The 25,303-nt window shown below is 60.6% G+C and carries 21 protein-coding genes and 1 tRNA gene; 10 read left to right on the top strand and 12 right to left on the bottom strand.

Going from position 1 to position 25,303, the window contains the following annotated elements; translation table 11 throughout:
* Positions 1-67: 67 nt before the first annotated feature.
* The 3 genes from NJC38_RS08600 to NJC38_RS08610 all read left to right on the top strand — a co-directional run bounded on the left by NJC38_RS08600 (position 68) and on the right by NJC38_RS08610 (position 2,261).
* Positions 68-1,027: an alpha/beta fold hydrolase gene (locus NJC38_RS08600; protein WP_084710240.1), complete on the top strand. Its 960-nt coding sequence runs from the start codon at positions 68-70 to the stop codon at positions 1,025-1,027.
* A complete protein-coding gene (locus NJC38_RS08605) occupies positions 1,011-1,808 on the top strand; it encodes an AraC family transcriptional regulator (protein ID WP_253113333.1) in 798 nt (265 codons plus the stop codon). Before NJC38_RS08600 ends, NJC38_RS08605 begins: the two co-directional genes overlap by 17 nt.
* Before the next feature lie 78 nt (positions 1,809-1,886).
* A complete protein-coding gene (locus NJC38_RS08610) occupies positions 1,887-2,261 on the top strand; it encodes a cupin domain-containing protein (protein ID WP_253113336.1) in 375 nt (124 codons plus the stop codon).
* A gap of 157 nt (positions 2,262-2,418) precedes the next feature.
* On the opposite strand, the gene dsbD is transcribed toward NJC38_RS08610, so the two are convergent.
* Positions 2,419-4,146 (bottom strand): protein-disulfide reductase DsbD, encoded by a 1,728-nt coding sequence (gene dsbD / locus NJC38_RS08615; protein ID WP_253113339.1) that lies wholly within the window; start codon positions 4,144-4,146, stop codon positions 2,419-2,421.
* Between the two features lie 163 nt (positions 4,147-4,309).
* Between dsbD and NJC38_RS08620 the strand changes: the two genes are divergently transcribed.
* The 4 genes from NJC38_RS08620 (at position 4,310) to NJC38_RS08635 (ending at position 9,831) form a co-directional block, all read left to right on the top strand.
* A complete protein-coding gene (locus tag NJC38_RS08620) occupies positions 4,310-4,987 on the top strand; it encodes a response regulator (protein WP_045488315.1) in 678 nt (225 codons plus the stop codon).
* Entirely contained in the window at positions 4,984-6,318 is a 1,335-nt protein-coding gene (locus NJC38_RS08625) for an ATP-binding protein (RefSeq protein WP_045488318.1), read from the top strand. The genes NJC38_RS08620 and NJC38_RS08625 overlap by 4 nt, the downstream gene beginning before the upstream one ends.
* Before the next feature lie 110 nt (positions 6,319-6,428).
* Positions 6,429-8,054: a methyl-accepting chemotaxis protein gene (locus NJC38_RS08630; RefSeq protein ID WP_253113691.1), complete on the top strand. Its 1,626-nt coding sequence runs from the start codon at positions 6,429-6,431 to the stop codon at positions 8,052-8,054.
* Between the two features lie 118 nt (positions 8,055-8,172).
* A complete protein-coding gene (locus NJC38_RS08635) occupies positions 8,173-9,831 on the top strand; it encodes an FMN-binding glutamate synthase family protein (protein WP_253113342.1) in 1,659 nt (552 codons plus the stop codon).
* A gap of 107 nt (positions 9,832-9,938) precedes the next feature.
* Here the strand turns inward: NJC38_RS08635 and NJC38_RS08640 are convergent, their stop codons facing one another.
* The gene (locus tag NJC38_RS08640; RefSeq protein ID WP_253113345.1) at positions 9,939-10,928 is read right to left on the bottom strand and encodes a hypothetical protein; all 990 of its coding nucleotides are present in this window, start codon (positions 10,926-10,928) and stop codon (positions 9,939-9,941) included.
* A 9-nt stretch (positions 10,929-10,937) separates the two neighbouring features.
* On the opposite strand from NJC38_RS08640, the gene NJC38_RS08645 reads away from it, so the two are divergent.
* A complete protein-coding gene (locus tag NJC38_RS08645; RefSeq protein ID WP_253113348.1) occupies positions 10,938-11,291 on the top strand; it encodes a hypothetical protein in 354 nt (117 codons plus the stop codon).
* A gap of 720 nt (positions 11,292-12,011) precedes the next feature.
* Here the strand turns inward: NJC38_RS08645 and NJC38_RS08650 are convergent.
* The 6 genes from NJC38_RS08650 to NJC38_RS08675 all read right to left on the bottom strand — a co-directional run bounded on the left by NJC38_RS08650 (position 12,012) and on the right by NJC38_RS08675 (position 19,214).
* Positions 12,012-12,085 (bottom strand) — tRNA-Gly (locus tag NJC38_RS08650).
* 143 nt (positions 12,086-12,228) lie between these two features.
* The gene (locus NJC38_RS08655) at positions 12,229-13,122 is read right to left on the bottom strand and encodes an alpha/beta hydrolase (RefSeq protein ID WP_045488363.1); all 894 of its coding nucleotides are present in this window, start codon (positions 13,120-13,122) and stop codon (positions 12,229-12,231) included.
* Positions 13,123-13,470: 348 nt separating this feature from the next.
* Positions 13,471-14,163, bottom strand: a complete 693-nt coding sequence (locus NJC38_RS08660) for a pseudouridine synthase (protein ID WP_253113351.1) — start codon at positions 14,161-14,163, stop codon at positions 13,471-13,473.
* A gap of 2 nt (positions 14,164-14,165) precedes the next feature.
* The gene (locus tag NJC38_RS08665; protein ID WP_045488369.1) at positions 14,166-14,396 is read right to left on the bottom strand and encodes a cysteine-rich CWC family protein; all 231 of its coding nucleotides are present in this window, start codon (positions 14,394-14,396) and stop codon (positions 14,166-14,168) included.
* Positions 14,393-15,862 carry a sensor domain-containing diguanylate cyclase gene (locus NJC38_RS08670; protein ID WP_045488371.1) on the bottom strand — a complete coding sequence of 490 codons (1,470 nt, stop codon included), beginning with the start codon at positions 15,860-15,862 and terminating at the stop codon, positions 14,393-14,395. Before NJC38_RS08670 ends, NJC38_RS08665 begins: the two co-directional genes overlap by 4 nt.
* 103 nt (positions 15,863-15,965) lie before the next feature.
* Positions 15,966-19,214, bottom strand: a complete 3,249-nt coding sequence (locus tag NJC38_RS08675) for a DUF6543 domain-containing protein (RefSeq protein ID WP_253113354.1) — start codon at positions 19,212-19,214, stop codon at positions 15,966-15,968.
* Positions 19,215-19,513: 299 nt separating this feature from the next.
* Here NJC38_RS08675 and NJC38_RS08680 point away from each other — a divergent pair, with 299 nt between their 5' ends.
* Both NJC38_RS08680 and ung read left to right on the top strand, forming a co-directional pair.
* The gene (locus NJC38_RS08680; RefSeq protein WP_253113356.1) at positions 19,514-19,942 is read left to right on the top strand and encodes a hypothetical protein; all 429 of its coding nucleotides are present in this window, start codon (positions 19,514-19,516) and stop codon (positions 19,940-19,942) included.
* Between the two features lie 122 nt (positions 19,943-20,064).
* Complete coding sequence (gene ung / locus NJC38_RS08685; RefSeq protein ID WP_045488380.1) at positions 20,065-20,757, top strand: uracil-DNA glycosylase; 693 nt, start codon at positions 20,065-20,067, stop codon at positions 20,755-20,757.
* 405 nt (positions 20,758-21,162) lie between these two features.
* Here ung and NJC38_RS08690 read toward each other — a convergent pair whose 3' ends face one another.
* From NJC38_RS08690 to NJC38_RS08705, 4 genes are read right to left on the bottom strand one after another with little or no spacing between them, the layout of a single operon-like run.
* The gene (locus NJC38_RS08690) at positions 21,163-22,194 is read right to left on the bottom strand and encodes an AbrB family transcriptional regulator (protein ID WP_253113359.1); all 1,032 of its coding nucleotides are present in this window, start codon (positions 22,192-22,194) and stop codon (positions 21,163-21,165) included.
* Entirely contained in the window at positions 22,187-23,701 is a 1,515-nt protein-coding gene (locus NJC38_RS08695; RefSeq protein ID WP_253113362.1) for a tripartite tricarboxylate transporter permease, read from the bottom strand. The genes NJC38_RS08690 and NJC38_RS08695 overlap by 8 nt, the downstream gene beginning before the upstream one ends.
* A gap of 1 nt (position 23,702) precedes the next feature.
* Entirely contained in the window at positions 23,703-24,161 is a 459-nt protein-coding gene (locus NJC38_RS08700; protein WP_253113364.1) for a tripartite tricarboxylate transporter TctB family protein, read from the bottom strand.
* 60 nt (positions 24,162-24,221) lie between these two features.
* Positions 24,222-25,160: a tripartite tricarboxylate transporter substrate binding protein gene (locus tag NJC38_RS08705; RefSeq protein WP_231906593.1), complete on the bottom strand. Its 939-nt coding sequence runs from the start codon at positions 25,158-25,160 to the stop codon at positions 24,222-24,224.
* Positions 25,161-25,303: the final 143 nt, after the last annotated feature.

The following is a 25,303-nucleotide window of genomic DNA, read 5'->3' on the forward strand; positions in this document are numbered from 1 at the left end:
AATCCGGGCGGCGGCAGGCAGCATGCGCGGCGTGACCGATCCAACGGCGCCTGAGCTGAGGTTGAAGATGTTCTTGAAGTGGACGCAGAGGCTGCTATTGCCTCTGGCATTGATGTCGATCCCGGTGCTCGCTGCCGAGCAAACCGTGCAGGTCCCAGGTCCTTTGGGGGCGCTCTCGGGCAGCCTTGTTGCTGTCGCCGACCCGCAGGCCCCGGTGGTGCTGATCGTGCCAGGCGCAGGCCCGACTGACCGCGACGGTAACAATCCGCTGGGCATTCGTGCCGCCACCTACCGGCTGCTGGCCCAAGGGCTGGCCGGGCAAGGCATCAGCAGCTTGCGCATCGACAAGCGCGGGCTGTTTGGCAGCCGCGCAGCGATTGCCAATCCCAATCAGGTGACCGTTCAGGACTACGCCAGCGATGTGCGCTTATGGATGAGCTATCTGGCCCAGCGTGAACGCTATCGCTGCGTCTGGTTGCTGGGCCACAGTGAGGGGGGCCTGGTCGCCATGTTGGCGGCGCAGAACAACCCGGACCTGTGCGGGGTGATCCTGCTGGCCGCCCCCGGCCGACCGATGGGGCAGGTGCTGCGCAGCCAACTGGCCCGCAACCCGGTCGAGCGCAAGCAACTGGACGCCGCGCTGGCGGTGATCGACTCGCTGGAGCGCGGGGTGCCGGTGGCTGAAGTGCCGGGCGTGTTGCAACCGTTGCTAAGACCTGAGGTGCAGAGCTTTCTGATCAGTGGCTTCGCGCTCGACCCGGCGCAGTTGCTGTCGCGGGTCAACAAGCCAGTGCTGATCCTGCAGGGTAACAGCGACCTGCAGGTCGGGATCAACGACGCCGAGGCGCTGCATGCGGCCCGGCCGGGCTCGGTGTTGCGTATCCTGGCGGGCGTCAATCATGTGTTCAAGGCGGTACCGCAAGGCGATCATGAAGCCAATGTCGCGGCCTATGGCGACCCTGATCTGCCACTGGCCAGTGGCGTGATCGAGCCCATTGTGCAGGTGATCCATGGCGCCGCGCACTGATTGGGTCGTGCACAGCGGTCACTCGTCCAGGGTCGAGCGCATCGAGGCGTTTTTCGGTGGTCACGGTTACGACCCGCACCGCCACGATACCTACGCGATTGGCCGTACCTTGTCAGGGGTGCAGAGTTTTCTGTACCGCAAAAGCCTGTGTCACAGCCTGCCGGGCGGCACCATGGTGTTGCATCCCGATGAATTGCACGACGGCATGGCGGGCACCGAAGAGGGCTTTCATTACCGGATGATTTATATCGAGCCGGTGTTGATCCAGCAGATTCTAGGCGGCCAGCCATTGCCGTTTATCAAGGGCGGCCTGTCGACCGATCCGCGTTTGTACCGGGCCAACGAAACGTTCATGCAGGCCATGGATTGCCCGCTGGAGCCGCTGCAAGAACAGGACGCGCTGTTCGACCTGGCCCAGGCGCTGCAAGCGGTGTCCGGTCACCCCAAGGGCCGACGCAGTTTCGATTATCAGGCCGCCGAGCGCGCTCGCGAGTACATCCATGATTGTCAGGGCGGCCAGGTGAGCATGGATGAACTGGAGCGGGTCAGCGGCCGCGAGCGCTGGAGTCTGTCGCGCGACTTTCGTGCGCTGTACGGCACCAGCCCCTATCGCTACGTGACCCAGCGCCGCCTGGCGCTATGTCGGCAACTGCTGCGCTCGGGTTTTACCCTGGTCGATGCGGCGCTGGCGGCCGGCTTCTTCGACCAGAGCCATATGACCCGGCACTTTGTACAGTGTTATGGGTTGTCGCCGTCGCGCTGGTTGAAGATGCAAGGCTGAGGTTGCAGGATCGTACAAGAAGCCAGCGTCCTGGCCTCATTAAGCTGACACCACTCAATCAGCCAGGAGTGTCAGTCCATGAATCCGCTCAACACGCAATCGATCAACCTGCTGCACAAGGTCTCGCTACTCAACGAGCAGTGGTCACCCCGAGTGGTGGCCGAGATGAACGACTACCAGTTCAAGGTGGTGCGCATTCAGGGCGAGTTCATCTGGCATTGCCATGCCGAGACCGACGAAACCTTTCTGGTGCTCGACGGTAATCTGCGCATCGATTTTCGTGACGGGCATGTGCTGTTGGGCACCGGCGAGCTGTACGTGGTGGCTAAAGGTGTCGAGCATAAACCGTACGCCGAGCACGAGGTCAAACTGCTGCTCATCGAACCTCGCGGGGTGCTCAACACCGGGCATGAAGGTGGCGAGCGCACCGCGCAGAACGACGTGTGGATCTGAGGGGTCACCTCAATACTGTTCGATTAGGCGCTTTATGTCCCCGGTGGGAGCTACCTTGGTAGCGAAGAGGCCAGTAAAGTCACAGCATCTGCTGCGAATGTGCCGCCGTCTTCGCCAGCAAGCTGGCTCCCACTGGTCTAACTGACAAGTATTGGATTTAACCTCGGTTCAGGGTGGCGTTGGCATGGCGGATGAATTCGTCAGCGCTTACTTCACCGGTGATGCGCGCCTCGCGGCGTTCCTTGCCATCCGGGCCGATCCACAGCAGGGTCGGCGGCCCCAGTACTTCAAAGCGCTTGAGCAGCGCCTGGCTGGCGGTATCGGCGCGGGTGACATCAGGTTTTACGATGCGCACGCCACTGAGACTGGCCTGTACCTCAGGGTTGGCGAACACCTTGGCTTCCATGGTTTTACAAGACACGCACCAGTCGGCGTAATAGTCGACCAGCACCCACTGGCCCTGATTACGCGCTTGAGCCAGTTGCTCTTCAAGCGCCTGCAGTGAGTCGAGTTTTTGACTGGCAGGCGCACTGCTGAGCAGCGGCGCGCTGCGGCCGGCATACACCGAAAGTGGCTGCCAAGGATCACTCGCGCCGCCCGCAGCGCCGACCAGCATCAGCACGCCCCACACCCCCAATACACCGGCAGCGGCGCGGCCTGCTGCTCGGCGAGCGCTGCGCTGCCTGGCCAGATCGCGCAGCCAGGCTGCGAGCATGATTGCCAGCACGCCCCACAGCCCCAACCACAAGGTATCAGCCAGCAGCGGGCGGGCGACCAGCAGTGCGGTGGCAAGAAACACATAGCCGAACAGCGCCTTGAGCTGTTCCATCCACGCCCCAGGCTTGGGCAGCAAGCGATTGCCTACGGTGACCAGCAACAGCAGCGGCAGGCCCATCCCCAGACCCAGCGCAAACAACACCAGGCCACCGTGCAGGGCACTGCCGCTTTGCGCAATGAACAGCAGCGCGGCGGCCAAGGGGGCGGTCATGCACGGGCCGATCATCAGCCCGGAAAACAGCCCGAGCAGGCCGGCACTCAACACACTGCCGCCGCGTTGCTGCTGGCTGGCACTGTCGAGCCGGTCACGCAAGAAGGCGGGCAGTTGCAGTTCGAACAGACCAAACATCGGTAAGGCCAGGATGACGAACAGCAGGGCAAAACTGCCCAGCACCCAGGGTTGTTGCAGCGCCGCCTGCAGGTTGGCGCCGAGCAATGCTGCCGCCACGCCCATGGCGGCGTACACCAGTGCCATGCTCAACACATAGACACCGGCCAGCAACAACCCCCGACCGGCTCCAGTGCCTTTGCCGACCACAATCGCGGCCAGGATCGGCAGCATGGGCAGTGAGCAGGGCGTGAAGGCCAGCAACAGGCCCAGGCCGAAGAATATCAACAGGCTCCAGCTCAGGGTCTGCTGCTCCAGCATTCCGGACAGTGCCTGATCTGTGGCCTGCAATGGCGGTTTTTCAGCCGGGTCTACCTGCAAGGCCACTTCCCGGCTTTGCGGCGGGTAACACAGGCCGGCGTCTGCGCAGCCCTGCCAGCTCAGCTTGACCAAACTGGCCGAACCCGGCGGGATGCTCAGGCTTAAGCTGTGACGATAGACCTCGCTGTCGCCAAAGTAGTCATCATGATGAGCCTCGCCTTCTGGCAACGAAGGCATTTGCTCAGGCGTCAGCCCAGAGAATTGCAGGCGCTGCTTGTACAGGTAATAGCCCGGGGTTATTCGCCAGTACAGCTGGGTCGAACCATCGGCTTGCGCATCGATACTCAAGGCAAAGGCCTGGTCGGCGGGCAAAAACTCAGCCTGCCGGCTGCCCAGCAACCCGTTGGCCGATACCACGCTAGAAAACAGCAGCACGATCAGCAACATCAATGTACGCATGGGAGCCCCTGTTTCAGTCACGGTGGACGGGCAGCATGCGAGTGAGGCATTAACAGCGGGTTAATAGCGGGCGATGCAGTGTTTTACGGCGCGGACATGTCCGATAATGCCGTCTTAATCGAAATGGCCGATGATTGGCTGATATTGATACCGGAGTTGCCCCATGCACGTATTGCTGATCGAAGACGATGCGCTGATCGCCAGTGGTATCGTGGCCGGGCTCAATGCCATGAGTCTTACCGTGACCCATGTGGCCGATGCACGCAGCGCCGAGGCCAGCCTGCGCATGGGGCATTTCGACGTGTTGATTCTCGATCTGGGCCTGCCCGATGAAGACGGCATACGTCTGCTGCAACGCCTGCGCCAGCAGGGCATGGAGTTGCCGGTGCTGATCCTCACAGCACGCGATGCGGTCACCGACCGGGTCACCGGTCTGCAGGCCGGTGGCGATGATTATCTGCTCAAACCCTTCGACCTGCGCGAACTGGCAGCGCGCCTGCATACGCTGGTGCGCCGTGCCGCCGGGCGCAGTGTGAACATCGTCGAGCATGGCCCGTTACGCTTCGATCCGGGGACGTGCCAGGCCTGGCTTGACAGTGAGCCGGTGCATTTGCCACGCCGTGAACTGGCACTCTTGCAGGTGCTGCTCAACAACCCGACCCGGGTGCTCAGCAGCGACAACCTCAAAGATGCCCTGTACGGCTTCAGCGAAGACGTCGAGAGTAACGCGCTGAACGTGCACATCCATCATCTGCGGCGCAAGCTCGGCAACAGCATTATCGAAACCGTGCGCGGGCTGGGCTATCGATTAGGCCCGGCCGGTCGAGAAGTGGAGTCATGAGTCTGCGCCTGCGCCTGACCCTCATGCTGGGCTCGTTTTTCGTGCTGCTCTGGCTGTTGGCGGCAGCCTGGATGTTACAGAACCTGCACGGGCAGATGATGCGCTCGCTCGATGGCCGGCTGGAGGCATCGGCGCATATGGTCGCGAGTCTGTTTGCCCAGTTGCCCCATATTCAGGATAAGGACGGTTCGCGCGTGCCGATCAGTGCCGAGCAACTGGCGGTGGCCAACGGTATGGCCTGCCAGGTCAGCTCCTTGCGTGGTGAGGTGCTGCTCAGCAGCCAGACCGCTCCTGATCAGGCCCTTGAGCCCGAGGCTCACGGTTTTAGCCAGCAGGTGATCGAAGACGTCGTATGGCGCACCTTCACCCTGGTCGCGGGGAATTTACGCATCACCACAGCTGACAAACTCAATGACCGCGACCATCTCAATCGCTCGGTGCTGTTCGCCGCCGCCTTGCCGGTCCTGGTCGCCTTGCTGGGCAGTCTGGCGCTGTTGTGGTTCTGTGTCGGGCAGGGACTCAAGCCTTTGCAGGTCATGCGCGAAGCCTTGACCCGGCGCGACGCCGACTCGTTACACCCCTTGCAGATGGGCGCTCTGGCCGGTGAACTGCAACCGCTGGTCGACACCCAGAACCAATTGTTTGCGCGCATTGCCCAGACCATCGAGCGCGAGCGGCGTTTCAGCGGCGATGCGGCCCATGAGTTGCGCAGCCCGCTGACCGCGATCAAGACCCACCTGCAAGTGGCAAGGATGGTGCACGGCGAAGACGACCCGTCGTTGGCCCATGCCGAGGCTGGAGCCGATCGCCTGCAACGCACCCTTGAGCAATTGCTGTTGCTGGCACGGGTCGAAGGCAGCCAGGACTTTAACGATGGCATGCAGGGTTCGGCCGAGGACGTGGCACGCATGGCCATTGCCGATATCGACCCGGCGCAGCGCCCGCGAGTGGTCCTGCAACTGGCGGCCGACTTGCCCGCCGCGCCGATTCAGGCGCCGGTCACGCTGGTGGTGTCGGCGCTGCGCAACCTGCTGGAAAACGCCCTGCGGCACTCCTCGGCGCAAAGCCCGGTCGAGTTTTGGGTGCGTCACAGCGAGGCGGGGTTGCAGTTCTGCGTGTCTGACCGGGGACCGGGAATGGCGCAAGAGCAGATCCCCAACATGACCCGGCGCTTCTGGCGCAAGACCGGCAGTGACGGCAGTGGCCTTGGCCTGTCGATCGTCGAAGCCATTGCCGAGCGTTGCGGCGGCAGTCTGGTGTTCAGCAATCGGGCCGATGGGCTGGAGGTGACGTTCAGCCTGCCTGAGTCGTTGACTGCCAAGGATTATTGAAGTCGCCTTTCCAGCATACATTTTGGTTGATGAATCAATTCATCAATTGCTTCAATTTATGACATGTCATGCCGATAGCCTCTCAATATCAATCGAAGGGATCGGCAATGATGGGACTGCGTAACTTTGGTATTGCACCACGAGCGTCGATTTTTTTCGGCATCATGGCGTTGCTGGTCCTTTTTTTGGGGCTGATGAGCCTCAATAAAATGTCCAGCCTTTACGACGCCACGACGAGTATTGCTCAGGACAGCCTGAAGCCGACTCGGATCCTCGGTGAGCTGGCCGATACCACCACCCGCTTGCGTACTGTTTCGTACGTTATCCAGGCAGGTCGCTCGCAGGCAGACATTGATAAAGGCGAAGCGCGTCTTGAGGTGCTGACCAAAAAGGTCAACGCCAGCATGGACGAGTATGCGCCTTTGGTAGGCAGTGCCGAAGAGGCCGATAAATTTCGTCAGCTCAAAGAAGCTCTCGCTAATTATCTGCTTGCGCAGGACACGCTGCGCAAAGCATCCATTGACAAGCGTGACGGAGAAATTCTGGGCCTGATCAATGGTGATCTGAAGCGTTACTCCGATCAGATGGCGCCGTTGATTCAATGGTTGCTGGACGTGAATCGTCAGGATTCTGACAAGGCTGTTGCCGATGCCGCTGACCAGTATCTATCGGCGCGTAATATTGTTATCACCGTGCTGGTGCTGGCTGCGATCATGACGGCCCTGCTCGCGGTGATTTTTACCCGCAGCATTGTGCGTCCTCTGGATGAAGCCGTGCAGGCCGCCGAAACAGTGGCCAGCGGCGATCTGACGCAAACTGTCGAGCCCGATGGCCATGATGAGGTTTCGCGCTTGCAGCAGGCATTGCGGAAGATGCAAATGAATCTGCGCGATACCTTGCAGCAGATTTCCGGGTCGGCAACGCAGGTGGCTTCTGCTGCCGAAGAACTCAATGCCGTCACCGAGGAAGGGTCACGTTCGTTGCAGCAGCAAAGCAACGAGATAGAGCAAGCGGCTACCGCGGTAAATGAAATGACGGCAGCGGTCGAAGAAGTGGCCGGCAACGCGGTCAGCACCTCTACGGCGTCGCAACAATCCAGTACCTCTGCGTTGCATGGCCGTCAACGTGTGCAAGAGACCGTCACTGCCATCCAGAAAATGAACGAAGACGTTGGCAACACCGCTGATCAGATACGCAACCTCGCGGAACAGACGCGTGACATCGGTAAAGTACTGGATGTCATCCGGGCCATTGCCGAACAAACCAACCTGTTGGCACTCAACGCGGCTATCGAAGCGGCAAGGGCGGGGGAAGCCGGGCGCGGTTTCGCGGTCGTCGCCGATGAAGTGAGGGCTCTTGCCCATCGTACTCAGCAGTCGACCCAAGAGATCGAGGTGATGGTCGGGGGCATCCAGCAAGGCAGCAGCCAGGCGGTCGTTTCGATGCAGAACAGCAACGCTCGTGCTCAGGCCACTCTGGATGCCGCTCGAAGTGCTGGCGAGGCTCTTGAGGAGATTACCAAGAGCGTCAACCTGATCTCCGATCGCAACCTGGTGATCGCCAGTGCAGCTGAAGAGCAGGCACAGGTATCGCGAGAGGTTGATCGTAACCTGGTCAATATCCGTGACCTGTCGCTGCAATCTTCGGCCGGAGCCAAACAAACCAACTCCGCCAGCCAGGAATTGTCGCGGTTGGCTGTCGATCTCAATCAAATGGTGGGTCGCTTCAAACTTTGAAGTTGTCCAGTACCGGAGCGGGGCGTGTAAACCTTCTGGCACTCTGTTGCTTGAATCCATCAACAACAGGGGATTATTGCTATGGTGATCCTACCGTGCCATGCCAGAAGGAAATCCCATGAGTTTTTCGCTGCTCAGTCGTTATGCGTTCTTTGTCTGCTGCGTCGTGTTCACCCTGGCGACCCTGCCGTTCGTGCACCAGCATGAATGGCTCTGGATATTCACCCTGGTGCTGGGGTTGTTGAGCCTGCAGGGCATCTTTGATCTTTTACAGTCGCGTCATGCTGTACGGCGCAACTACCCGATCCTTGGCAACATCCGCTACCTGATCGAAGGCATCCGCCCGGAGATTCGCCAGTATCTGCTTGAAGCCGACGACGAGGCCACGCCGTTTTCCCGCGCCCAGCGCGCGCTGGTTTACTCTCGGGCCAAAAGCGAAGCCTCGGACAAACCGTTCGGCACCTTGATGAACGTCTACCAGACCGGCTACGAATTCATCAGCCATTCGATGCGCCCCGCGCCCTTGTCAGACCCTGAAAGTTTTCGGGTCGAGATCGGCGGGCCGCAATGCACGCAGCCTTACTCGGCTTCGGTATTCAACATCTCGGCCATGAGCTTCGGCTCGCTCAGCGCCAATGCGATTCGCTCGTTGAACAAAGGCGCGAAGATGGGCCATTTTTCCCATGACACCGGTGAGGGCAGCATCAGCCCTTACCACCGCGAACACGGTGGTGATCTGGTCTGGGAACTGGGCAGTGGCTACTTCGGCTGCCGGACAGACGACGGCAAGTTCGATGCCGAGAAATTCGCCCGCCAGGCCGGCGACCCCCAGGTGAAGATGATCGAGATCAAGCTCAGCCAGGGCGCCAAGCCCGGCCATGGCGGGATCTTGCCCAAGCACAAGGTTACCCAGGAAATCGCCAGCACCCGTGGCGTGCCGATGGGCCAGGATTGCATCTCGCCATCGAGCCACAGCGCCTTCTCCACGCCGCTGGAACTGATGCACTTCATTGCCCGGCTGCGTGAGTTGTCCGGCGGCAAACCCGTGGGTTTCAAGCTGTGCCTGGGCCACCCCTGGGAGTTCATGGGCATCGCCAAGGCCATGCTGGAAACCGGCATCCTGCCAGACTTCATCGTGATCGATGGTGCAGAGGGCGGCACTGGCGCCGCGCCAGTGGAGTTCACCGACCACCTTGGCGTGCCGATGCGCGAAGGCCTGTTGTTCGTGCACAACACCCTGGTGGGCATCAACCTGCGCGACAAAATCAAACTCGGCGCCAGCGGCAAGATCATCAGCGCCTTCGATATTGCCAGTGTCCTGGCCATCGGCGCCGACTGGGGCAACGCCGCACGCGGCTTCATGTTCGCCATCGGCTGCATCCAGTCCCAGTCGTGCCACACCAACAAATGCCCGACCGGTGTCGCCACCCAGGACCCGCTGCGCCAGCGCGCGCTGGTGGTCGAAGACAAAGCGACCCGGGTTTATAACTTCCACCGCAGTACCTTGAAGGCCCTGGCCGAAATGCTCGCCGCCGCCGGTTTGACCCATCCACGGCAACTGACGGCACGGCATCTGGTCCGGCGCATGTCTGCCACAGAGGTCAAGCTGTTCTCGCAAATGCATGTGTTCCTCAAGCCCGGAGCATTGCTTGGCGGCCACGTTGAGGGTGAGTTTTACGAGAGGATGTGGCGGGCGGCGCGGGCCGACAGCTTTGATCCGATGCCGGCCGATGAAACGGCGATGGAGCCTACGCTGGTGGGGCAGGCGCGGGCCTGACCGGCGGCTTTTTCCGGATCAGTTGTTGTCCTGAACTGATCGGCCTTGGCCCTGCATGCTGCACTGCCCGTGGTGTTTACCTGATGAACCACGGGCAGTCGCAGGGTTTAATTGCCGCGGTTAAGGGGTGTCTCGGCTTTGGGTAAAGCAGGCTTAACTGGCGTGGAGACTTCGTTCCCCGTGCCCTTGATGCCGGGGTTGGCATTGTCGTTCATGACCACCGTCGGGTAGTTCTTCTGGGTCCAGGTACGCCAGCTGGAAACGCCAATCATCATCTGCAGCGAGTAATCCAGTGAGTTGAATCCTGGCGTAAAAGGCTCGCCGGACTTGAGGTTACGGTAGAAAGGCGCTACCGCCGCTTCATTGACCTTGCAGCCGGCCACGCGCTCGTAGGTTTCATTGTCGCTGCCGGGAAGCGCGACTGCTCTGAGGCAGCTATCCGGGTAGCTGGGGTTGAACTCTGGTGCACGTTCGCCCCGAGTGTCCATGGCTCGGCCGTGGCAGCTCATGCAGCTGGACAGTGGACTGTCGACCGGGCCGTTCATGCGGCCCAGGTAACCCATCTGGTCATCGGGTGCACGCTTGGCGAACATGCTCTTGGCTGCGGGGTTGATCCAGCTCTCTTCAGGACGTTTGCCGGCCTGGTAATCGGCGTAGGTCAGGTTCGGCGAGTTGCCCCATTCCAGACCCACAGCAATCAGATTATCCCAATAGTTGGCCGCTTTACGGTCGCCGTTGAATACAAAGGTACCGAACACCCAGCCGCTATGGGTCGCGTCTGCCTGTTCCTTGACCGCGATATCCATTTGCAGCAGGCGGACTGCCCTTGGCTGGCCGTTACCATCGATGTCGGCTTTCCATACCAGGTTGTTACCCTTGAGATAGGGCGCTTCGCTATCGGTGGCATCGGTGAACAACAGCTTGGCGGTGACCGTGCCTACAGGGAAAAGCGTGTTGGTGGTTACGGGCCGTGCCGGGTCTGCCCATACGTTGCCGAAGGTACTGGCACCCAATTCGTTGTAGAACCCTACCGCCCAGTTATTCGCCCGCCGTGTCTGGTTGGGGCCCAATTCATGAAAGCGGCTGCGCCTTTCCATGGTCAGTCCATGGACCGGTTCGCGTTTATCGTGCATCCAGGGGGCGTGGTACCAAGGGCGTACGGCGTTGTTCTGCAATTGCCAATCAACTTCGGTATTACCTTCGACAACATAGCTCAGGACCGCGGCCATGTACTTCTCTGGTTCGGTTTTGTAATCAATGCCGCTCCAGGGGAACGCCGCGACAGAAGCGGGCGGTTGCCGGGGGTATTGATTGCTGATGCTGAAGCAGGGGAAATCGCTGATGCAGGGCGCTTTGGCGGAGGTATTGAACTGTTCTATGGCGGCCTTTTCGTAGCCGCTATCGCTGGACAGGGCATGAGCGTTAAGCCCATAGACAGTGGCCACCGCTGTTATGACTGAACACACTATATGCTTATATGACATCGCGCACTCCTTGGGCTTTTTTTCATCACGTGTTGCTGATCAAGTGTTGTTTTAATAAGTGTTAATCGCGCGGATCGATGCAAGTTGATCAATCAGGTGCTCGCTAACGACGTCCGCGTCCAATACGCGAAAATGTCTTTGAGCCGAATCTGGATTAGCCGGCTGCCGGGATATCGCAGAACGGATGCAACGCCTGGCGAGTCATTGGCGTGCTGAGCGCACTCAAGGCCAGGGGCCCAATAGAAAGCCTGCGTGTTGCTTGGGCTGCGACCTGGATTGCTTGCTGATATGAATCATCCTGATGCCTTCCCTGGATTCGTGGCGCTCGCGTAATACCGCTGCGCGACGGTGATGTACCGATTGATTGAGTCGAAAGACTTTTGCTTGGAACCGGCTTCGGATTCAAACCGGGCTTCACGAGTTCGGAAATGTACTCTGGATCTGATGACGGAAAAACGAATATTTAGCACATTGCCATCATTTCTTGGGGGCCGTGCTTTTTGTTGCAGGTAGCCGTCGATATTGGATCGGGAGGGGGATGATGCAGGCAGTCGCTGCGCACGTTCATTCGACGGCGCTATGGCTGGTTTGGATGGCAGGGATAGGAAGGTTGCGATGCTTATCGCGAATAGCCAAAGCCAGTTACTGCTTGGCTTTGAGGCTATCGTCGGTGAGCGATGGTCACCGGAGGAAGAGTGGAGCGGGTGAAGGGAATCGAACCCTCGTTATCAGCTTGGGAAGCTGGAGTAATGCCATTATACGACACCCGCTTTGCGCGCCTGACTTTGTACCAGATAGAGCGGGTTAAATGAAGCGTTGATTTACTGACCGATCATTCAGGCAACATTCGCCGAGAGGCTTTGGTGGGCATCGGCGAATGTATGTGCTTGGTTGGGGCCGGGTACGGCAGGTTTCAAAGAGCAAATGCGTGAGTTCCCTGTGGCTGGTGGTAGGCATGGCGGGTATTGCTGGCAGACACCGCACCTGGCTGCAGAAATCCCAGCAGGGCGTGTTTCGAGTCGCGGCAGGCGGCCTTGTTTTCCATGTCGAGGAAATGACCGGCGTCCTGGATGGTGCTGAAGCTGCAGTCTTGCACGTACTTGGTGAAATGGTGGACATCCTGGCCACTGGTGTATTCGTCCAGCGCACCGTTCATGAACAGGACGGGGATTTTGATATTGCTCGCGGCTGCCAGGTAGTTCTGCGGGTCGACTGCCAGCACCTGGGTGATGTGATGATGCATCTGGTCGTATTCGTGCAGGTCCAGACTGCTGACATGCCGATAGTTGAAGCGTTTGAACAACGAGGGCAGGTGCTTGCCGATGGTGTCGTTGATCAGGTGACCGACTTCGTAACGGTTACGTTCGCCCAGGTGTTTCACGCCGCGCAGCAGATAGTCCTGCATGGCGTCGTTGATGACCGGCGAGAACGAACTGACAACGGCTTTCTCGATGCGCTTGGGACGCTGCGCCAAGGCCAGCAGGGTTGCCACCCCGCCCCATGAAAAGGACATGACATGATCGGCATGGAAGTGCTCGATCAGTTCCAGCAGCAGATGGGCTTCTATCTCACGGCTCAGCGGTGCTTCGTGGGTGTTGTGCGGTTTGGAACGACCGGCGTACGGCTGGTCGAACAGGACGATGTTGAACTGTGGGTACAGGTTACGTACGGTCTGCGCATAGGACGCGGTGGTGGCCAGTGAGCCATTGACCATGATGATGGTCTTTTCCGCGGCGTCTGCACGATAGAATTCCGTGTAAACCCTGAACAGTCCTTGTATATCAAGCACAGCGATTTCTGGGCTCATATGTCTTCTCCTGGCGTAGACAAGGGTTACCAAGCAGTCGAAAACGGCCGGCGTTTTTCAACGGCTTGTTACGCGCAAATCAATTTGCACGAGTTTCGTGACAGGTAGGCATATGCCTTGGTTAAAAGCCCATGTCGATCCGAACCATCTGTCCGACAGGTATTGTTATTAGGCGGGCGATTTGTCGTGGGCCTGAATGGCCCTGGTACGGCAAAAAGGTTTCTTAGAATGCGGGTATGACTTGTCGGTCACATGTGGACCGACGTCTGGATTCAAGCAGTCGATCCGGGAACCCGCAAGTGCCGTTCGTATGAAGTCACATTTCGTGGGGTGTGGGCCGACTGACGGTCAGATCGAGTCGACTTCCTGGGCCGTCAGTGCGCGAAACCGGCCCGGTTTCAACCGCTCATCCAGTAGCAAAGGGCCCATGCTTTCGCGGTGCAGGCGCATCACTTTGTTATCGAAGTGGCCGAACATCCGCTTTACCTGATGATAGCGGCCCTCGACGATACTCAGCCGTGCCTGGCGTGGGCCGAGCAGGGTCAGGTGAGCGGGCTGGGTGGTGAGGTTTTCGAAGGCGAAATAGAACCCTTCAGCGAAGCGCGCCACATACCGTTCGTCGATTACCTGCTCGGTTTCAACGTAATACACCTTGGGCAGTTTGGTCTGCGGCTGGGTCAGTCGCCGCGACCACTGGCCGTCATTGGTCAGCAGCATCAGGCCGGTGGTATTGAAGTCCAGGCGCCCGGCGATGTGCAGTTCATGCCGGTCCGGCACATCCAGCAGGTCGAGCACCGTCGGATGCCGATCATCCTGGGTCGCACTCACGCAGCCCATCGGTTTGTGCAGCATGAAGTAACGCGCCGGCTTGCCTGCCTGTAACACCTCGTCGTCCAGTTGCACGAGGCTGAACTCGCGGACCTCGTGCAGCGGGTCACGGGTGGTGTTGCCATCGACCCGGACCCGGCCAGCAATCAAGAGCAGCCGCACTTGCTTGCGGCTGAACTGGGGCAGGTTGCCAAGGAAGCGATCCAGGCGCATGGTCAGGCGCCGTCCTGCGCCAGGGTATCGACAATCCCTGCGCAGCGCGGGCACAGGCAGGCTTTATTGCGCAGGTCATCGGGCAGGGCGGCGAGGCGGGCAGGGTCGATGCTGACACTGAAGCACCAGCAAGCCTGGGCGGCGGTACGCGGATCGGCCAGCGAGCAGTCGTTGCTGTAGCCGCATAATGGGCAGCGTTGGGCGATGGCGCTGCTCTGCGGTATTGCACTCATACCGGTACTGCCCGCTCGACGCACACTTGATTGCGGCCGCTTAGCTTGGCCTGATACAGCGCCCGGTCAGCGCGGGCGATCAGATCGTGCAGGTTGTCGTTGGGCAGGCGCTCGGTCAGGCCGACGCTGACGGTGACCTGCAGCATGCTTCCGGAAAAAAAGTAATCGTGTTGCTCAGCCAACCGGCGAATCTGCTCGGCCACGCGCTGGCCGCCGGCCAGGTCGCTGTCTTTGAGCAACACGATGAATTCTTCGCCACCCCAGCGGCAAATCACGTCGGACTGGCGCAGGCAACTCTTGAGGTCTTCCGCGAAGCCCGCCAGCACTGCATCGCCTGCCAAATGGCCATGGGTGTCGTTGAGGTGTTTGAAGTGGTCCAGGTCCAGTAGCAGGGCGGTCACCGGGCCGGGGCTGTCCAGGGTATTGCTGGCCAGCAGATTGAAACCGCGACGGTTGGGCAGGCCGGTCAGGGGGTCGAGCGTGGCCTGGGCTTCCAGGCGGCTCTGGTAGCGGTGTAGGGTCTTGTTCAGTAACAGCATGACGATCAGGGTCACCGCCAGGCAGATCGCCAGGTTCAGGTAGAGTGAATGGCGGATGCCGTCCAGCGCGCCGTTTTCCTTTTTGGTGACGAACAGGAACCAGTTCAGTTCAGGGATGAAGCGCACATTGACGAAGCTGTCAGCGCCTTCGGCGGTGTACTCGTAGCTATCGCTGTTGGCCTGGGGCAGTTTTTCCATGAGCGTGCCCAGGCCGGGCAGGTCCAGCAGCGTCTGGCCGGCCTGCGGATCGTGCGGGCTGCTGCTGGTGCCGGTGAGCACCACAACGCCGCGGGTGTCGACGAAAAATACGCCGCGATCATAGCGCTGCTGGTAGCGGTCGATCAGCTTGACCACTGCATCAACGGTCAGCCCGACCCCGGCGGCGCCGATGAAGCGATTGTTGTAGTCGAACACCTTGTAGTTGATGAAGAAGCTCGGCCGGTCCTGGTTGGCCATGTCCGGATCGAAGCTGATCTCGTAGGGCTCGCTCATGTCCCGAACCCGGTAGTACCAGGCATCGCGGGGTTCGCCGGGCTTGATGGTCTTGAGGATGCCCTTGGCCTGGTAGTAGATCCCGGTCTTTTCGGAAATGAAAAATGAGGTATAGGCGCCGTAGTGATCATGCACCTCGCGCAGGTAGCGGATGATCTGCTCGGGGTTGTTCTCGCCGCTCACCACCCAGTCGCGCATGAAGGTGTCACGCGACATCATTGAGGCGATCAGGGTTGGGCGCACCAGGTCCTTCTGGATTTCCGAGTAAACCGTGTCGGAGGTCAGTGGCAGCTCGGTATGAATGATGTTGTCGCGGATCGAGCTGCGCGAGGCGTAATAGCTCAGCAACGAGGTGACCAGAAAACCGCCTGCCAATAGCAATGCCAAGGTGAACAACAAGGTGCGCTGTGAGGTGATGGCATTGGGAAAAGGCATAACGATTCCGGGTGGCTGGTAAACCGCTGAGGGCGGCATAGTAGACGAAACCCATTGCTGTGCTCTATCACTGCGTGGCCAGCATTTATCGGGCCAGATTGCTTCACGGGCTGATCGGGCGTCCCGGCAGCCGTGCAGGCACAGTGTAGACCGGTGCCTGGCCGATCAGCCCTTGCAGCGCGGCGCAGCGGCAATGCACCAGAAGTATCCGGTCGTAATGAATGCCCTGCTGAAAAAGATTACCGAACAACTCGTCCAGCGTCGCCGGCAGGCGGCCAAACCGGTTGCGTACCGTCAGCACGTCCATCGGGGTCGGTGGCAGTTGTCCGGAGAAAAAGCCGCTGTTGCTGTTGCGCACTGTCCGGCCGACATCGTCGTAACTTTCTGCACCGGCACTCTGGTATTTCGCCAGCGTGTAATTTTTCAGGCGACCCGGCAGCGAGGTGCCGGCCAAGAGTTTGTCGGTGGCGACCAACGGCGGCAGCGCGGGTGTGTGACCGGCCGGGCTGGAAATGGCAAACGGGCTGACCCGCTGGCTGACCACCCGGTGCAATCCGGGATCGATCAATATATGGCCGTGAGGCGCATAGGTGTGGATTTGCGTGCCGTTCGGGATTTTCACGGTTTTGCTCCACGGCAGGTAGTAGCCATGGGTGCTCACCACCAAGGTGCGCGCCTGGCCGCGGTCTGAGGTCCAAAGCAGGAACTTGCGGCCCAGCTTCCACACATGCACTGGCAATTGGCCGTACTGCGGGCCGCTGAAGGTCCAGCGTTTGAGCAGGCCGCCGTTATGAAAGAACGGCTCCAGGCGGGTCTGGCGGGGCATGGTCGGGCCGCCGATCCGTTGTCCGGGCGCCCGTGCCTGGGCGGCGGTGCGCAACACGCGCCGGCCGTTGTCGAGGAGCTTACGCTGGGCGTCCAGTACCCGGACAGTGGCCGGGCCCACGCGCCAAAGAGCGAAGCTCAAAAGCGATGTCAGTGCCTGTTGCTTTTCCGGGTAGCGACGGCCGGGCAGGTTGGCCATGGCGATCTCAGTACCTAGCACCCCCAGTTCGGTCGCCAGGGCCGCGACGGCCGCCGGTGTCAGGACCAGTGACATGGGCGCCAGCAGCCATTGCAGATGACGCAATTGCCCGCTCCAGTAGCGCAGGGTCTGTTGCGTAGGGGTGACAATCTGCTGACGGGCGTGCTCCAGCGCGTTGGCCCTGAGGGTCTGGCACATGTAGGCAAACGGTTGCCCGGCTGGCAGCGGCTGTTCGTACAGTGACTGATCATGGCGTTGGTGGCGATCGGGCTGATACAGAATGTCGGACCAGGGGCGCAGAATCGAGGGCGGTGTCTGCAGCGGTGCCTGGCTGGTCCAGAACCTGAACAGATAATCCAGGCGTTGCTGATGCCGGTCTGGTACGTAACGCATTACCGTCGTGCGCCAGTCGGAATCAGCCATCGCGTTGAGCAGGTAGCGGTTCATCTGATCGGCGTCGGCGAACTCGATAAAGCCGTTGGCCTGCCCGGCCTGGTACAACACCCGCTGCTTGAGTTGGGCCGGTGCCAGCATCAACAGGCTGCAGCACGGTTGCTGCTCAAGGCCTTCGATGAACGAACTCTGCACTTCAAAGCCCAGTACGCTCCAGCTGGCGGCCGGGTCGCTCAGGGCCTCGACCACGCGGTCGAAGCCGCCACGCTGCAAATTGCCCTGCTTGAGCGCGACGATCGCCTGGCTGATCAGTGCGGCGCGCAAGGCGTGTTCCACCTGGGCTTGCTGTTGTGTCCAGAATGTTTCAATGCGCCGGCTGACCAGTGTCAGGAAGTCAGTTCGCTCGATGTGCCCGGCCAGTTGTCGGGCACTGAGCGGCAGTTGTTTATCCGCTTGCCACTGACCCTTACCAGTAGGGTCGTGCCAGATTGCCCACTTGCCACCTTCATCGATGTAGCCCTCGGGCTGTTCAGCCTGATAGCGGCTGATCAATGCCTTGGCGATGTTCATCGGCCGGGTTTCGGGCGTATGAATACGATTGCCAGCCTGACGTACATGGCCCAGCGGGGTTCGTCGTTGGCCAGGGCGCCAGGCGACGAACACCTGGCGTGGGTTGAGATCAAGCCCGTGCTGCTTGTGCAGCCAGTCGCGCATCAGGCCGGTGGCGATGTTCATTGGCGCGGGCAGGCTGTCGAGAATGGCTGGCCGTGCCTGCCACAGCTCTGCGGCGCCGGCCAGTGCCAGCGCCGGTCTGGCTGGCTGCCACATGAATGCGTCGCTGCCGGTCCGCGTAAAAGACTCGGCAGCGCGCTGGCTGGCCCGTTGCAGGGCGTGCATCGGGTCCCCCACATACAGGCGTGCTTCGATCTGGCCGGGTTGTTGGTGATACAACCAATGGCGGTGGATGGCAGAGTCGTTAAGTTCGCCCAGCAGACGTTCGGTCATGTAGCTGGCGTTGTCGCTGATGTATTCGACAGGGCGCCGTCCTGAACCCGGCTGGTGGATGAAGCAGTGTGCAGTCAACGGCGAGCGTACCTGAAACAGCCCAGGCACTACCTCATCACCAAAATGCAACAGCCAGATCTGCGCACTGCGCGACGGACCAGTGTCGAGCATTGCCTGAGGCGTATCGGGCGGCTGGGTATAACCCAGTGCATCGAGGGCAAGGTAATAACCCTCGCGGTGCAGGTACTTGCGCTTGAATTGCCGGGCCAGTTCATCCAGCCAGGACAACCGGGCCAGTTGACGCCAGGTGTCAGCGTGGTGGCGCCAGAACCTGTCAAGCTGTTGTTGGTAGTCGTCTGCCCAGGGTTGGTCGATGATGTTGCGCAGCAGGTCGCTGCGCTTGAATGACGGCAGTTCCGCCAGCGGCGCATCGTCAATCGCTTTGGCCCGCACCAGATACGGCAGCTCAGACCGATCACCGGCCGTCACCGCCAACTGGCTCAGGCTCAATTCCAGGCTTTGCTGGTCTGGATCGACGCCGCTATGGGGGCTCTCGATGCGCAGCCGTAGCGTGTCCGGGTCCAACGGTTTGCCTGCGGTTTCATGCAGCCAGTCAGTCAGACGCTTGCGCACATAGCGCGGCCAGGCCGCAGGGGCGTCCATGTCCAGTTGCAGGCTGCGCAGCAGCAGTACCGAGTCGGCCAGCAAGGCATAGCCTGGGCGTCTGCGCAGACGGGCCAGTTGCTCAAGGCGCCGGGCATTCAAAAGCCGGGTATCGTCGGTGGCCGGTTCTGGCTCGGGCTGAGGGAGGCGGATATCGAAAAACGGTGAAGTCGCAAAGGCATTGGCAGCGGGCAAACTGTCGGTGCGTTCCTGATCCTGACCGGCAAGCAGTATCGGTCTGGGAGGGATGAAACCGGGATCATGCATGGCAGAGACTCGAATGAGAAAAGCCACGCACTATGTCGTTGTTGTCAGTGCCGATGAGGGTAATTATTTATGGATCGCGCAGAATAACGGTTATGAAATTTTTTGTTGCATTGTCACGAAGCGCCGAGAGGCCGATGGCGTGGGATGCGCGGCACTTTCAGGCGGTTTTCGACGGCCTGGCGACGAATGCTTACCGCACCAGAATCGGTTTTTCCGGTCTTATGTAACGTCCCCCAGAATCGGGCGGATACGCGATCAGCGGCGCTGATTCGCGACCACTCGCGGTCCAGGAGGCCGCCATGTATCGACGATCCCTGCTTGTTCTGTTGGTTCTTTCACTGGCCGGCTGTTATGGAGGCGCCGGTTACTATGAATCGGATGTCTATACCCAGCCTACGGTCGCACGCGGCTATTACGACGGCCCAGGCTACTACCAGGAGCGACGCATCTATGTAGCACCCCCGCCGCGCTATTACGGTCCGCCACCGCCCCGTTATTACGCTCCACAGCCGCGTTATTACGGGCCGCCACCGGGGCCGCGGCTCTATGTACCCGGCCGCCCGCCGGGCCAGGCCTGGGAGCATCGTGGCCGCGATTATGACCGCCATCCTGATCGTAACCGCTGGGATGACCGGCGTGATCGTAACCGCTGGGACGATCGTCGCGACCGCAACCGTTGGGATGATCACCGCCAGCGTGACAACAACCGCTGGGATAACCGGCGCTAACCTTGCCTGATGACTGACGGCGCCTGATGCGGCGCCGTTTTCAGGGCGGCGGCGATCAGGTGCATTTGACTTTGCCTGCGAGCTTTTCTAGTGTCCGCGCAACGTTTTTAGCAGGCACCTTCATGACAAGCGACGACCGGATCAAACTCGAACCCAGCTGGAAGCACGCACTGCGTGAAGAGTTCGAAAAACCCTACATGGCTGAGCTGCGCGAGTTCCTGCGGCAGGAGCATGCCGCCGGCAAGCAGATCTTTCCGCCAGGGCCGCTGATTTTCAATGCGCTGAACTCAACCCCGCTGGACAACGTGAAAGTGGTGATTCTCGGCCAGGATCCGTACCACGGTCCGGGCCAGGCCCACGGCTTGTGCTTCTCGGTACAGCCGGGCGTGGCGACGCCGCCGTCGCTGGTCAATATCTATAAAGAGCTGCACCGCGACCTGAACATCGACATACCCAACCATGGTTGCCTGCAATCCTGGGCAGACCAGGGCGTGCTGCTGCTTAATACCACCCTTACAGTCGAGCGGGCCAATGCCGCTTCACACGCCGGGCGTGGCTGGCAGCATTTCACTGACAAAGTGATTGAAGTGGTCAGTGCTCATCAGCCCAACCTGGTATTCCTGCTCTGGGGCGCGCATGCACAGGGCAAGCGCAAGCTGATAGACGCCACCAAACACCTGATCCTCACCTCGGTGCATCCGTCACCGTTGTCGGCTTACAAAGGCTTTATCGGCAATGGCCATTTCGGGCGGACCAACAAGTTTCTCGAACAGAACGGCCTGACGCCGATTGACTGGCGGCTGCCGGTGCTTTGAGCTGGGCCACATGAACGGGGTTTCGTAGGGGGAATGCCGATCAGTTAAGGGAATTGGCTCATTGTTGCCGTTGATTTTGATCTTCGAGCCGAGATGGCACAAACGACGCCGAACGCGACTTGGGTGCAGGCCGAGGGTAGGCGTCGATTCGGGGGAGAAACCGACATGGATGTCGGTTTCAGGTGCGCTGGGCAGGACGCCCATCGCGCCGGCCCCCGAATCGGCGCCGGACGGAGGGAAGTCTGCCCGCAGGGCGGACCCAAACCAGGAGCAAGCGGTTTTTCCCCATTTTGCCGCTTTCAAAATGGGGTCGCCCAGCAGGGCGAAACCTGCGGTTCAGGCAGCTCGGTAATGGATTTTCCATTGCTCAAAAGAGCGCCGGAGATCGGCGCTACTCTCCTGCGGCTAAGCGCTGTTGCTAACCCAGCGCCTATACAGCGGCTCGGCCAGAAACAGCACGAACAGCAAGCGCATGACCTGCATGGCGGTGACCAGCGGCACCGACAGTTGCAACACCTCCGCAGTCAGGCTCATTTCGGCTATCCCGCCGGGCATCATGCCCAGCGTCAGCGAGCGCACATCCAGATGGGTGAGGGCGCCCAAGCCAATGGCCGCGAGGCTGGCGGCCAGCATCATCAGTGACGTGCCCAACAGGGTGCGCGCCAGAAATGATGGCGCGCGACGAAAGAATGCCCGGTTGAAGTGACAGCCCAGGCCACTGCCGATCAGCAGTTGCCCCAGTTGGCTGGCGCCGTTGGGCAGGCCCAGTTGCAGGTCACAACTGATGCTTGCCACCGAGGTAAGCAGCAACGGCCCGAACAGCCAGGGGTTGGGTTGTTTCAGGCGTTGCCATAACCACGCGACCACTGCGCCGCCGAGGCTCAGGCCCAGCAGCCAGCGCCAGTCGACGCTGACCGGATGGCTGAGCAGCGCGCCATCACCTACCAGGTATTTGAAGATGGCCGGTACGCATAGCACGACAGCCAGTACCCGCAAGCTTTGCGCTGCCGCCACGCTACTGAGGGTGGCGCCGTTACGCGCGCCAAGGTTGACCATTTCCTGCGAGCCGCCTGGCATGCTGGAAAAGAATGCGGTAGGCCGGTCTTCGCCGGTGCGCAGCATCAGCCACACACCGATCAGGCAAGACAGGCCCGTGATCAGCGCGCCGCTGAGGATCAGACCAAAATGGGCGATGACCTGCTCGACCACGGCGGGGTTGAAGTGCAGGCCAATGCCCACGCCGATGATCAGTTGCCCGAACTTGCGCCCGCCCGGCACCGGGCCCAGTTGCCACGGCGTCAGGCAGCGCACCAGGATGACCGCCAGCAGCGAGCCGACCATCCATGGCAATGGCCAGCCGATCAGGCTGGTCAGGTAGCCACCCGCTACCGCTACAAACGGGGTGGCCCACCAGTTGCGAAAGGCGCTATCAGGCATCAGCCACTGCTGCACGTTGTTTGGCGCGCTTGCGCCAGATGCGGTACAGCGGGAACAGCAGCATGAACACTGTGAGCACCCAGACGCCCATAGTGATCGGGCTGTTCCACAGAATGCCCAGCTCGCCATTGGAGATCGACAGCGCCCGGCGCAGGTTCTGCTCCATCAGACCACCGAGGATGAAGCCCAGCAGAATCGGTGACAACGGAAAATCCATCTTGCGCAGGATGTAACCGAAGATGCCGATGCCGACCATCAGGAACAGGTCGAAGGTCGTCGCGTGGACGGCATAAACGCCAATCGCGGTGATGATCGCGATCACCGGCACCAGCGCCCAGTTCGGCACGGCGAGGATGCGGGTGAAGATCCGGATCATCGGGATGTTGAGGATCACCAGCATGACGTTAGCAATGAACAGCGAGGCGATCAGGCCCCAGACGATGTCCGGCTGCTGCTGGAACAGCATTGGCCCTGGTGTGATGTTATACAGCGACAGGGCGCCGATCATCACCGCCGTGGTGCCTGAACCCGGCACGCCGAGGGTCAGCATCGGCACCAGCGCGCCGCAGGCGGTCGCACCAATGGCAGTTTCCGGTGCCGCCAGGCCACGCATGTCGCCCTGGCCGAACTTGCCGCTGGCGCCAGCGATGCGTTTCTCGGTCATGTAGGCCACAGCACTGGCCAGGGTCGCGCCGGCCCCCGGCAGCACGCCGAGAATGAAGCCCATCAAGCCACAGCGCAGGTTGACGATGAATACCGCCGCTGCTTCCTTGAAGTTGAACAGCATGCGCCCGGTAGCTTTGACCGCTTCCTGGCCACGATGGGTCTTTTCCAGCAGCAGGAGGATTTCACTGATGGAAAACAGGCCCAGCACCAACACCACAAACTGAATGCCGTCAGTCAGATGGATGTTGTCACCGGTGAAGCGATACACGCCGCTGTTGGCATCGATGCCGACCGCCGACAGGAACAGGCCGATCAGGGCCGCGATAAAGGTTTTCAGCGGTCGGTCACCGGCCATCCCGCCGAGGCAGACAATCGCAAACACCATGAGGACAAAGTATTCGGCCGGGCCGAAAGCGATGGCCCATTTGGCCAGCAATGGGGCGAACAGCACCATGCCGCAGGTGGCAATGAAGGCACCGATGAACGAACTCCAGGCAGACAGCGACAACGCGACACCGGCCATGCCCTTGCGAGCCATCGGGTAGCCGTCGAGGGTGGTCATGACCGTGGAGGCTTCACCCGGAATGTTGAGCAGGATCGAGCTGATCCGCCCGCCGTATTCGCAACCCAGATACACCGCTGCCAGCAGGATCAGCGCCGACTCCGGCGGCAGGCCCAGGGCGAAGGCGATCGGGATCAGCAAGGCCACCCCGTTGATCGGGCCCAGGCCCGGCAGCAGGCCGACGATGGTGCCGATCAGGGTGCCAGACAGAGCGGTGACCAGGTTGTAAGGGGTCAGGGCAACGCCGAAGCCTTGGCCCAGATAGCTGAAAGTATCCATATCAATTCTCCAGAACGCTGAGCAAGCCCAAGGGCAGGGGAACGTCCATGGCTTTATCGAATAGCAAGTAGAGGCCGACGCTCATCAGGGTGACCACCACGGCACCGGGCAGCCAGCGGCCGCCATACAGCCGGGCCATGGGAATGCCGATCAGGACGCTGCTGAGAATGAAGCCCAATGGTTCGAACAGGCCGGCAAACACCAGCAGCAGGCCGATGCACACCGCGATCTTGACCAGGGTTTCACGATCCAGTGGCGGTTCGTCCTCGGTATGGACGATGGGCGTGGGACGAAACAGCATGTACAACAGCGCAGCAGACATCAGCCCCAGCATCAGCAGCGGGAAAGCCCGTGGGCCCACCGGTTCGTAAGAAAATGGCGCCTGATAAGGCCAGGCCATCAGCGCCAGGGCCGCACATACCAATAGCAGCACGGCAGCAAGAAGTCGTTGCAAGACCATGATGATCTCCTGCGTTGCGCCTCTTGAGACGCAACGGCTAGTCAGACAAGTGGGTTCTGATTACTGAATCAGGCCAAATTCCTTGGCCAGCAATTTGTAGTCAGCCACCTGTTTCTTGACGTAGGTATCGAGCTCGGCGCCGGTCATGGCAAACGGGAACAGCTCGCGCTGATCGCGCAGTTTGGCGAAGTCTTCCGAGGCCAGCACTTTGTCGAACGAGGCTTTCCACCAGTTGTAGTCTTCGTCGCTGACTTTCGGGCCGAGGTAGAAGCCACGCACCACCGGCCAGACAATGTCGTAGCCCTGTTCCTTGGCGGTCGGGATGTCTTTCATTTCCGGCTCGTCGATACGCTTGTCGGCGAAGACGGCCAGCAGCCGCATGTCACCGCTGAGGATGTGCGGCATCGAGTCGGAGATGTCGGTACTGCCCACCTGGATGTGGCCGCCGAGCAGTGCCGTGGCGATTTCACCACCGCCTTCGAGAGCGACATAGCGCAGGGCGCGCGGGTTGATACCGGCGGCCTTGGCGATCAGCGCCGTCTGCATCCAGTCCTGGCTGCCGACGGTGCCGCCGGAGCCGATCACGACCTTGCTCGGGTCGGCCTTCAAGGCTTTGACCAGATCGTCGAGGTTCTTGTAGGGCGAGTCACTGCGCACGGCGATGGCGCCATAGCTGGTGCCTACGGCTGCCAGCCAGCGTACAGCGTTTTCATCGAAACGACCGAATTTGCCCTGCGCCAGGTTGAGCAGCGAGCCGCTGGACCAGGCCACCAGCGTACCGGCATCGGCCGGCCGCTGGGCGACCACCGCGTTATAGGCTACCGCACCCACGCCACCCGGCATGTAGGTCACGCGCATCGGCGAGGTGAGAATCTTCTCGTTGATCAGCGCGCTTTGGACCAGCTTGCAGGTCAAGTCAAAGCCGCCGCCGGGGGAGGCCGGTGCGATGCATTCGGGGCGTTTGGGTTCAGCAGCGAACAACTGGCTGGCCATCAGCATGGCGCCGGCCGCGAGGGCAAGATGGTGCAAGGGTCGTTTCATGGGGCAGTCTCCTGAAGCGTTTCTTGTTTTTAAAGGGTGAAGCAGGGCTGCTGAGAAAATCTCAGGCAGCAGCGTGCACCGGTGTCATCACTGGCATCGGA

It is taken from the genome of Pseudomonas sp. 21LCFQ010, from assembly GCF_024129905.1.
Taxonomy (GTDB): domain Bacteria; phylum Pseudomonadota; class Gammaproteobacteria; order Pseudomonadales; family Pseudomonadaceae; genus Aquipseudomonas.

Coding starts and splice junctions, on each gene's coding strand:
- NJC38_RS08600 (WP_084710240.1), top strand. CDS start 68: ATGTTCTTGAAGTGGACGCAGAGGCTGCTATTGCCTCTGGCATTGATG.
- NJC38_RS08605 (WP_253113333.1), top strand. CDS start 1,011: ATGGCGCCGCGCACTGATTGGGTCGTGCACAGCGGTCACTCGTCCAGG.
- NJC38_RS08610 (WP_253113336.1), top strand. CDS start 1,887: ATGAATCCGCTCAACACGCAATCGATCAACCTGCTGCACAAGGTCTCG.
- dsbD (WP_253113339.1), bottom strand. CDS start 4,146: ATGCGTACATTGATGTTGCTGATCGTGCTGCTGTTTTCTAGCGTGGTA.
- NJC38_RS08620 (WP_045488315.1), top strand. CDS start 4,310: ATGCACGTATTGCTGATCGAAGACGATGCGCTGATCGCCAGTGGTATC.
- NJC38_RS08625 (WP_045488318.1), top strand. CDS start 4,984: ATGAGTCTGCGCCTGCGCCTGACCCTCATGCTGGGCTCGTTTTTCGTG.
- NJC38_RS08630 (WP_253113691.1), top strand. CDS start 6,429: ATGGGACTGCGTAACTTTGGTATTGCACCACGAGCGTCGATTTTTTTC.
- NJC38_RS08635 (WP_253113342.1), top strand. CDS start 8,173: ATGAGTTTTTCGCTGCTCAGTCGTTATGCGTTCTTTGTCTGCTGCGTC.
- NJC38_RS08640 (WP_253113345.1), bottom strand. CDS start 10,928: ATGGAAAGGCGCAGCCGCTTTCATGAATTGGGCCCCAACCAGACACGG.
- NJC38_RS08645 (WP_253113348.1), top strand. CDS start 10,938: ATGGACCGGTTCGCGTTTATCGTGCATCCAGGGGGCGTGGTACCAAGG.
- NJC38_RS08655 (WP_045488363.1), bottom strand. CDS start 13,122: ATGAGCCCAGAAATCGCTGTGCTTGATATACAAGGACTGTTCAGGGTT.
- NJC38_RS08660 (WP_253113351.1), bottom strand. CDS start 14,163: ATGCGCCTGGATCGCTTCCTTGGCAACCTGCCCCAGTTCAGCCGCAAG.
- NJC38_RS08665 (WP_045488369.1), bottom strand. CDS start 14,396: ATGAGTGCAATACCGCAGAGCAGCGCCATCGCCCAACGCTGCCCATTA.
- NJC38_RS08670 (WP_045488371.1), bottom strand. CDS start 15,862: ATGCCTTTTCCCAATGCCATCACCTCACAGCGCACCTTGTTGTTCACC.
- NJC38_RS08675 (WP_253113354.1), bottom strand. CDS start 19,214: ATGCATGATCCCGGTTTCATCCCTCCCAGACCGATACTGCTTGCCGGT.
- NJC38_RS08680 (WP_253113356.1), top strand. CDS start 19,514: ATGTATCGACGATCCCTGCTTGTTCTGTTGGTTCTTTCACTGGCCGGC.
- ung (WP_045488380.1), top strand. CDS start 20,065: ATGACAAGCGACGACCGGATCAAACTCGAACCCAGCTGGAAGCACGCA.
- NJC38_RS08690 (WP_253113359.1), bottom strand. CDS start 22,194: ATGCCTGATAGCGCCTTTCGCAACTGGTGGGCCACCCCGTTTGTAGCG.
- NJC38_RS08695 (WP_253113362.1), bottom strand. CDS start 23,701: ATGGATACTTTCAGCTATCTGGGCCAAGGCTTCGGCGTTGCCCTGACC.
- NJC38_RS08700 (WP_253113364.1), bottom strand. CDS start 24,161: ATGGTCTTGCAACGACTTCTTGCTGCCGTGCTGCTATTGGTATGTGCG.
- NJC38_RS08705 (WP_231906593.1), bottom strand. CDS start 25,160: ATGCTGATGGCCAGCCAGTTGTTCGCTGCTGAACCCAAACGCCCCGAA.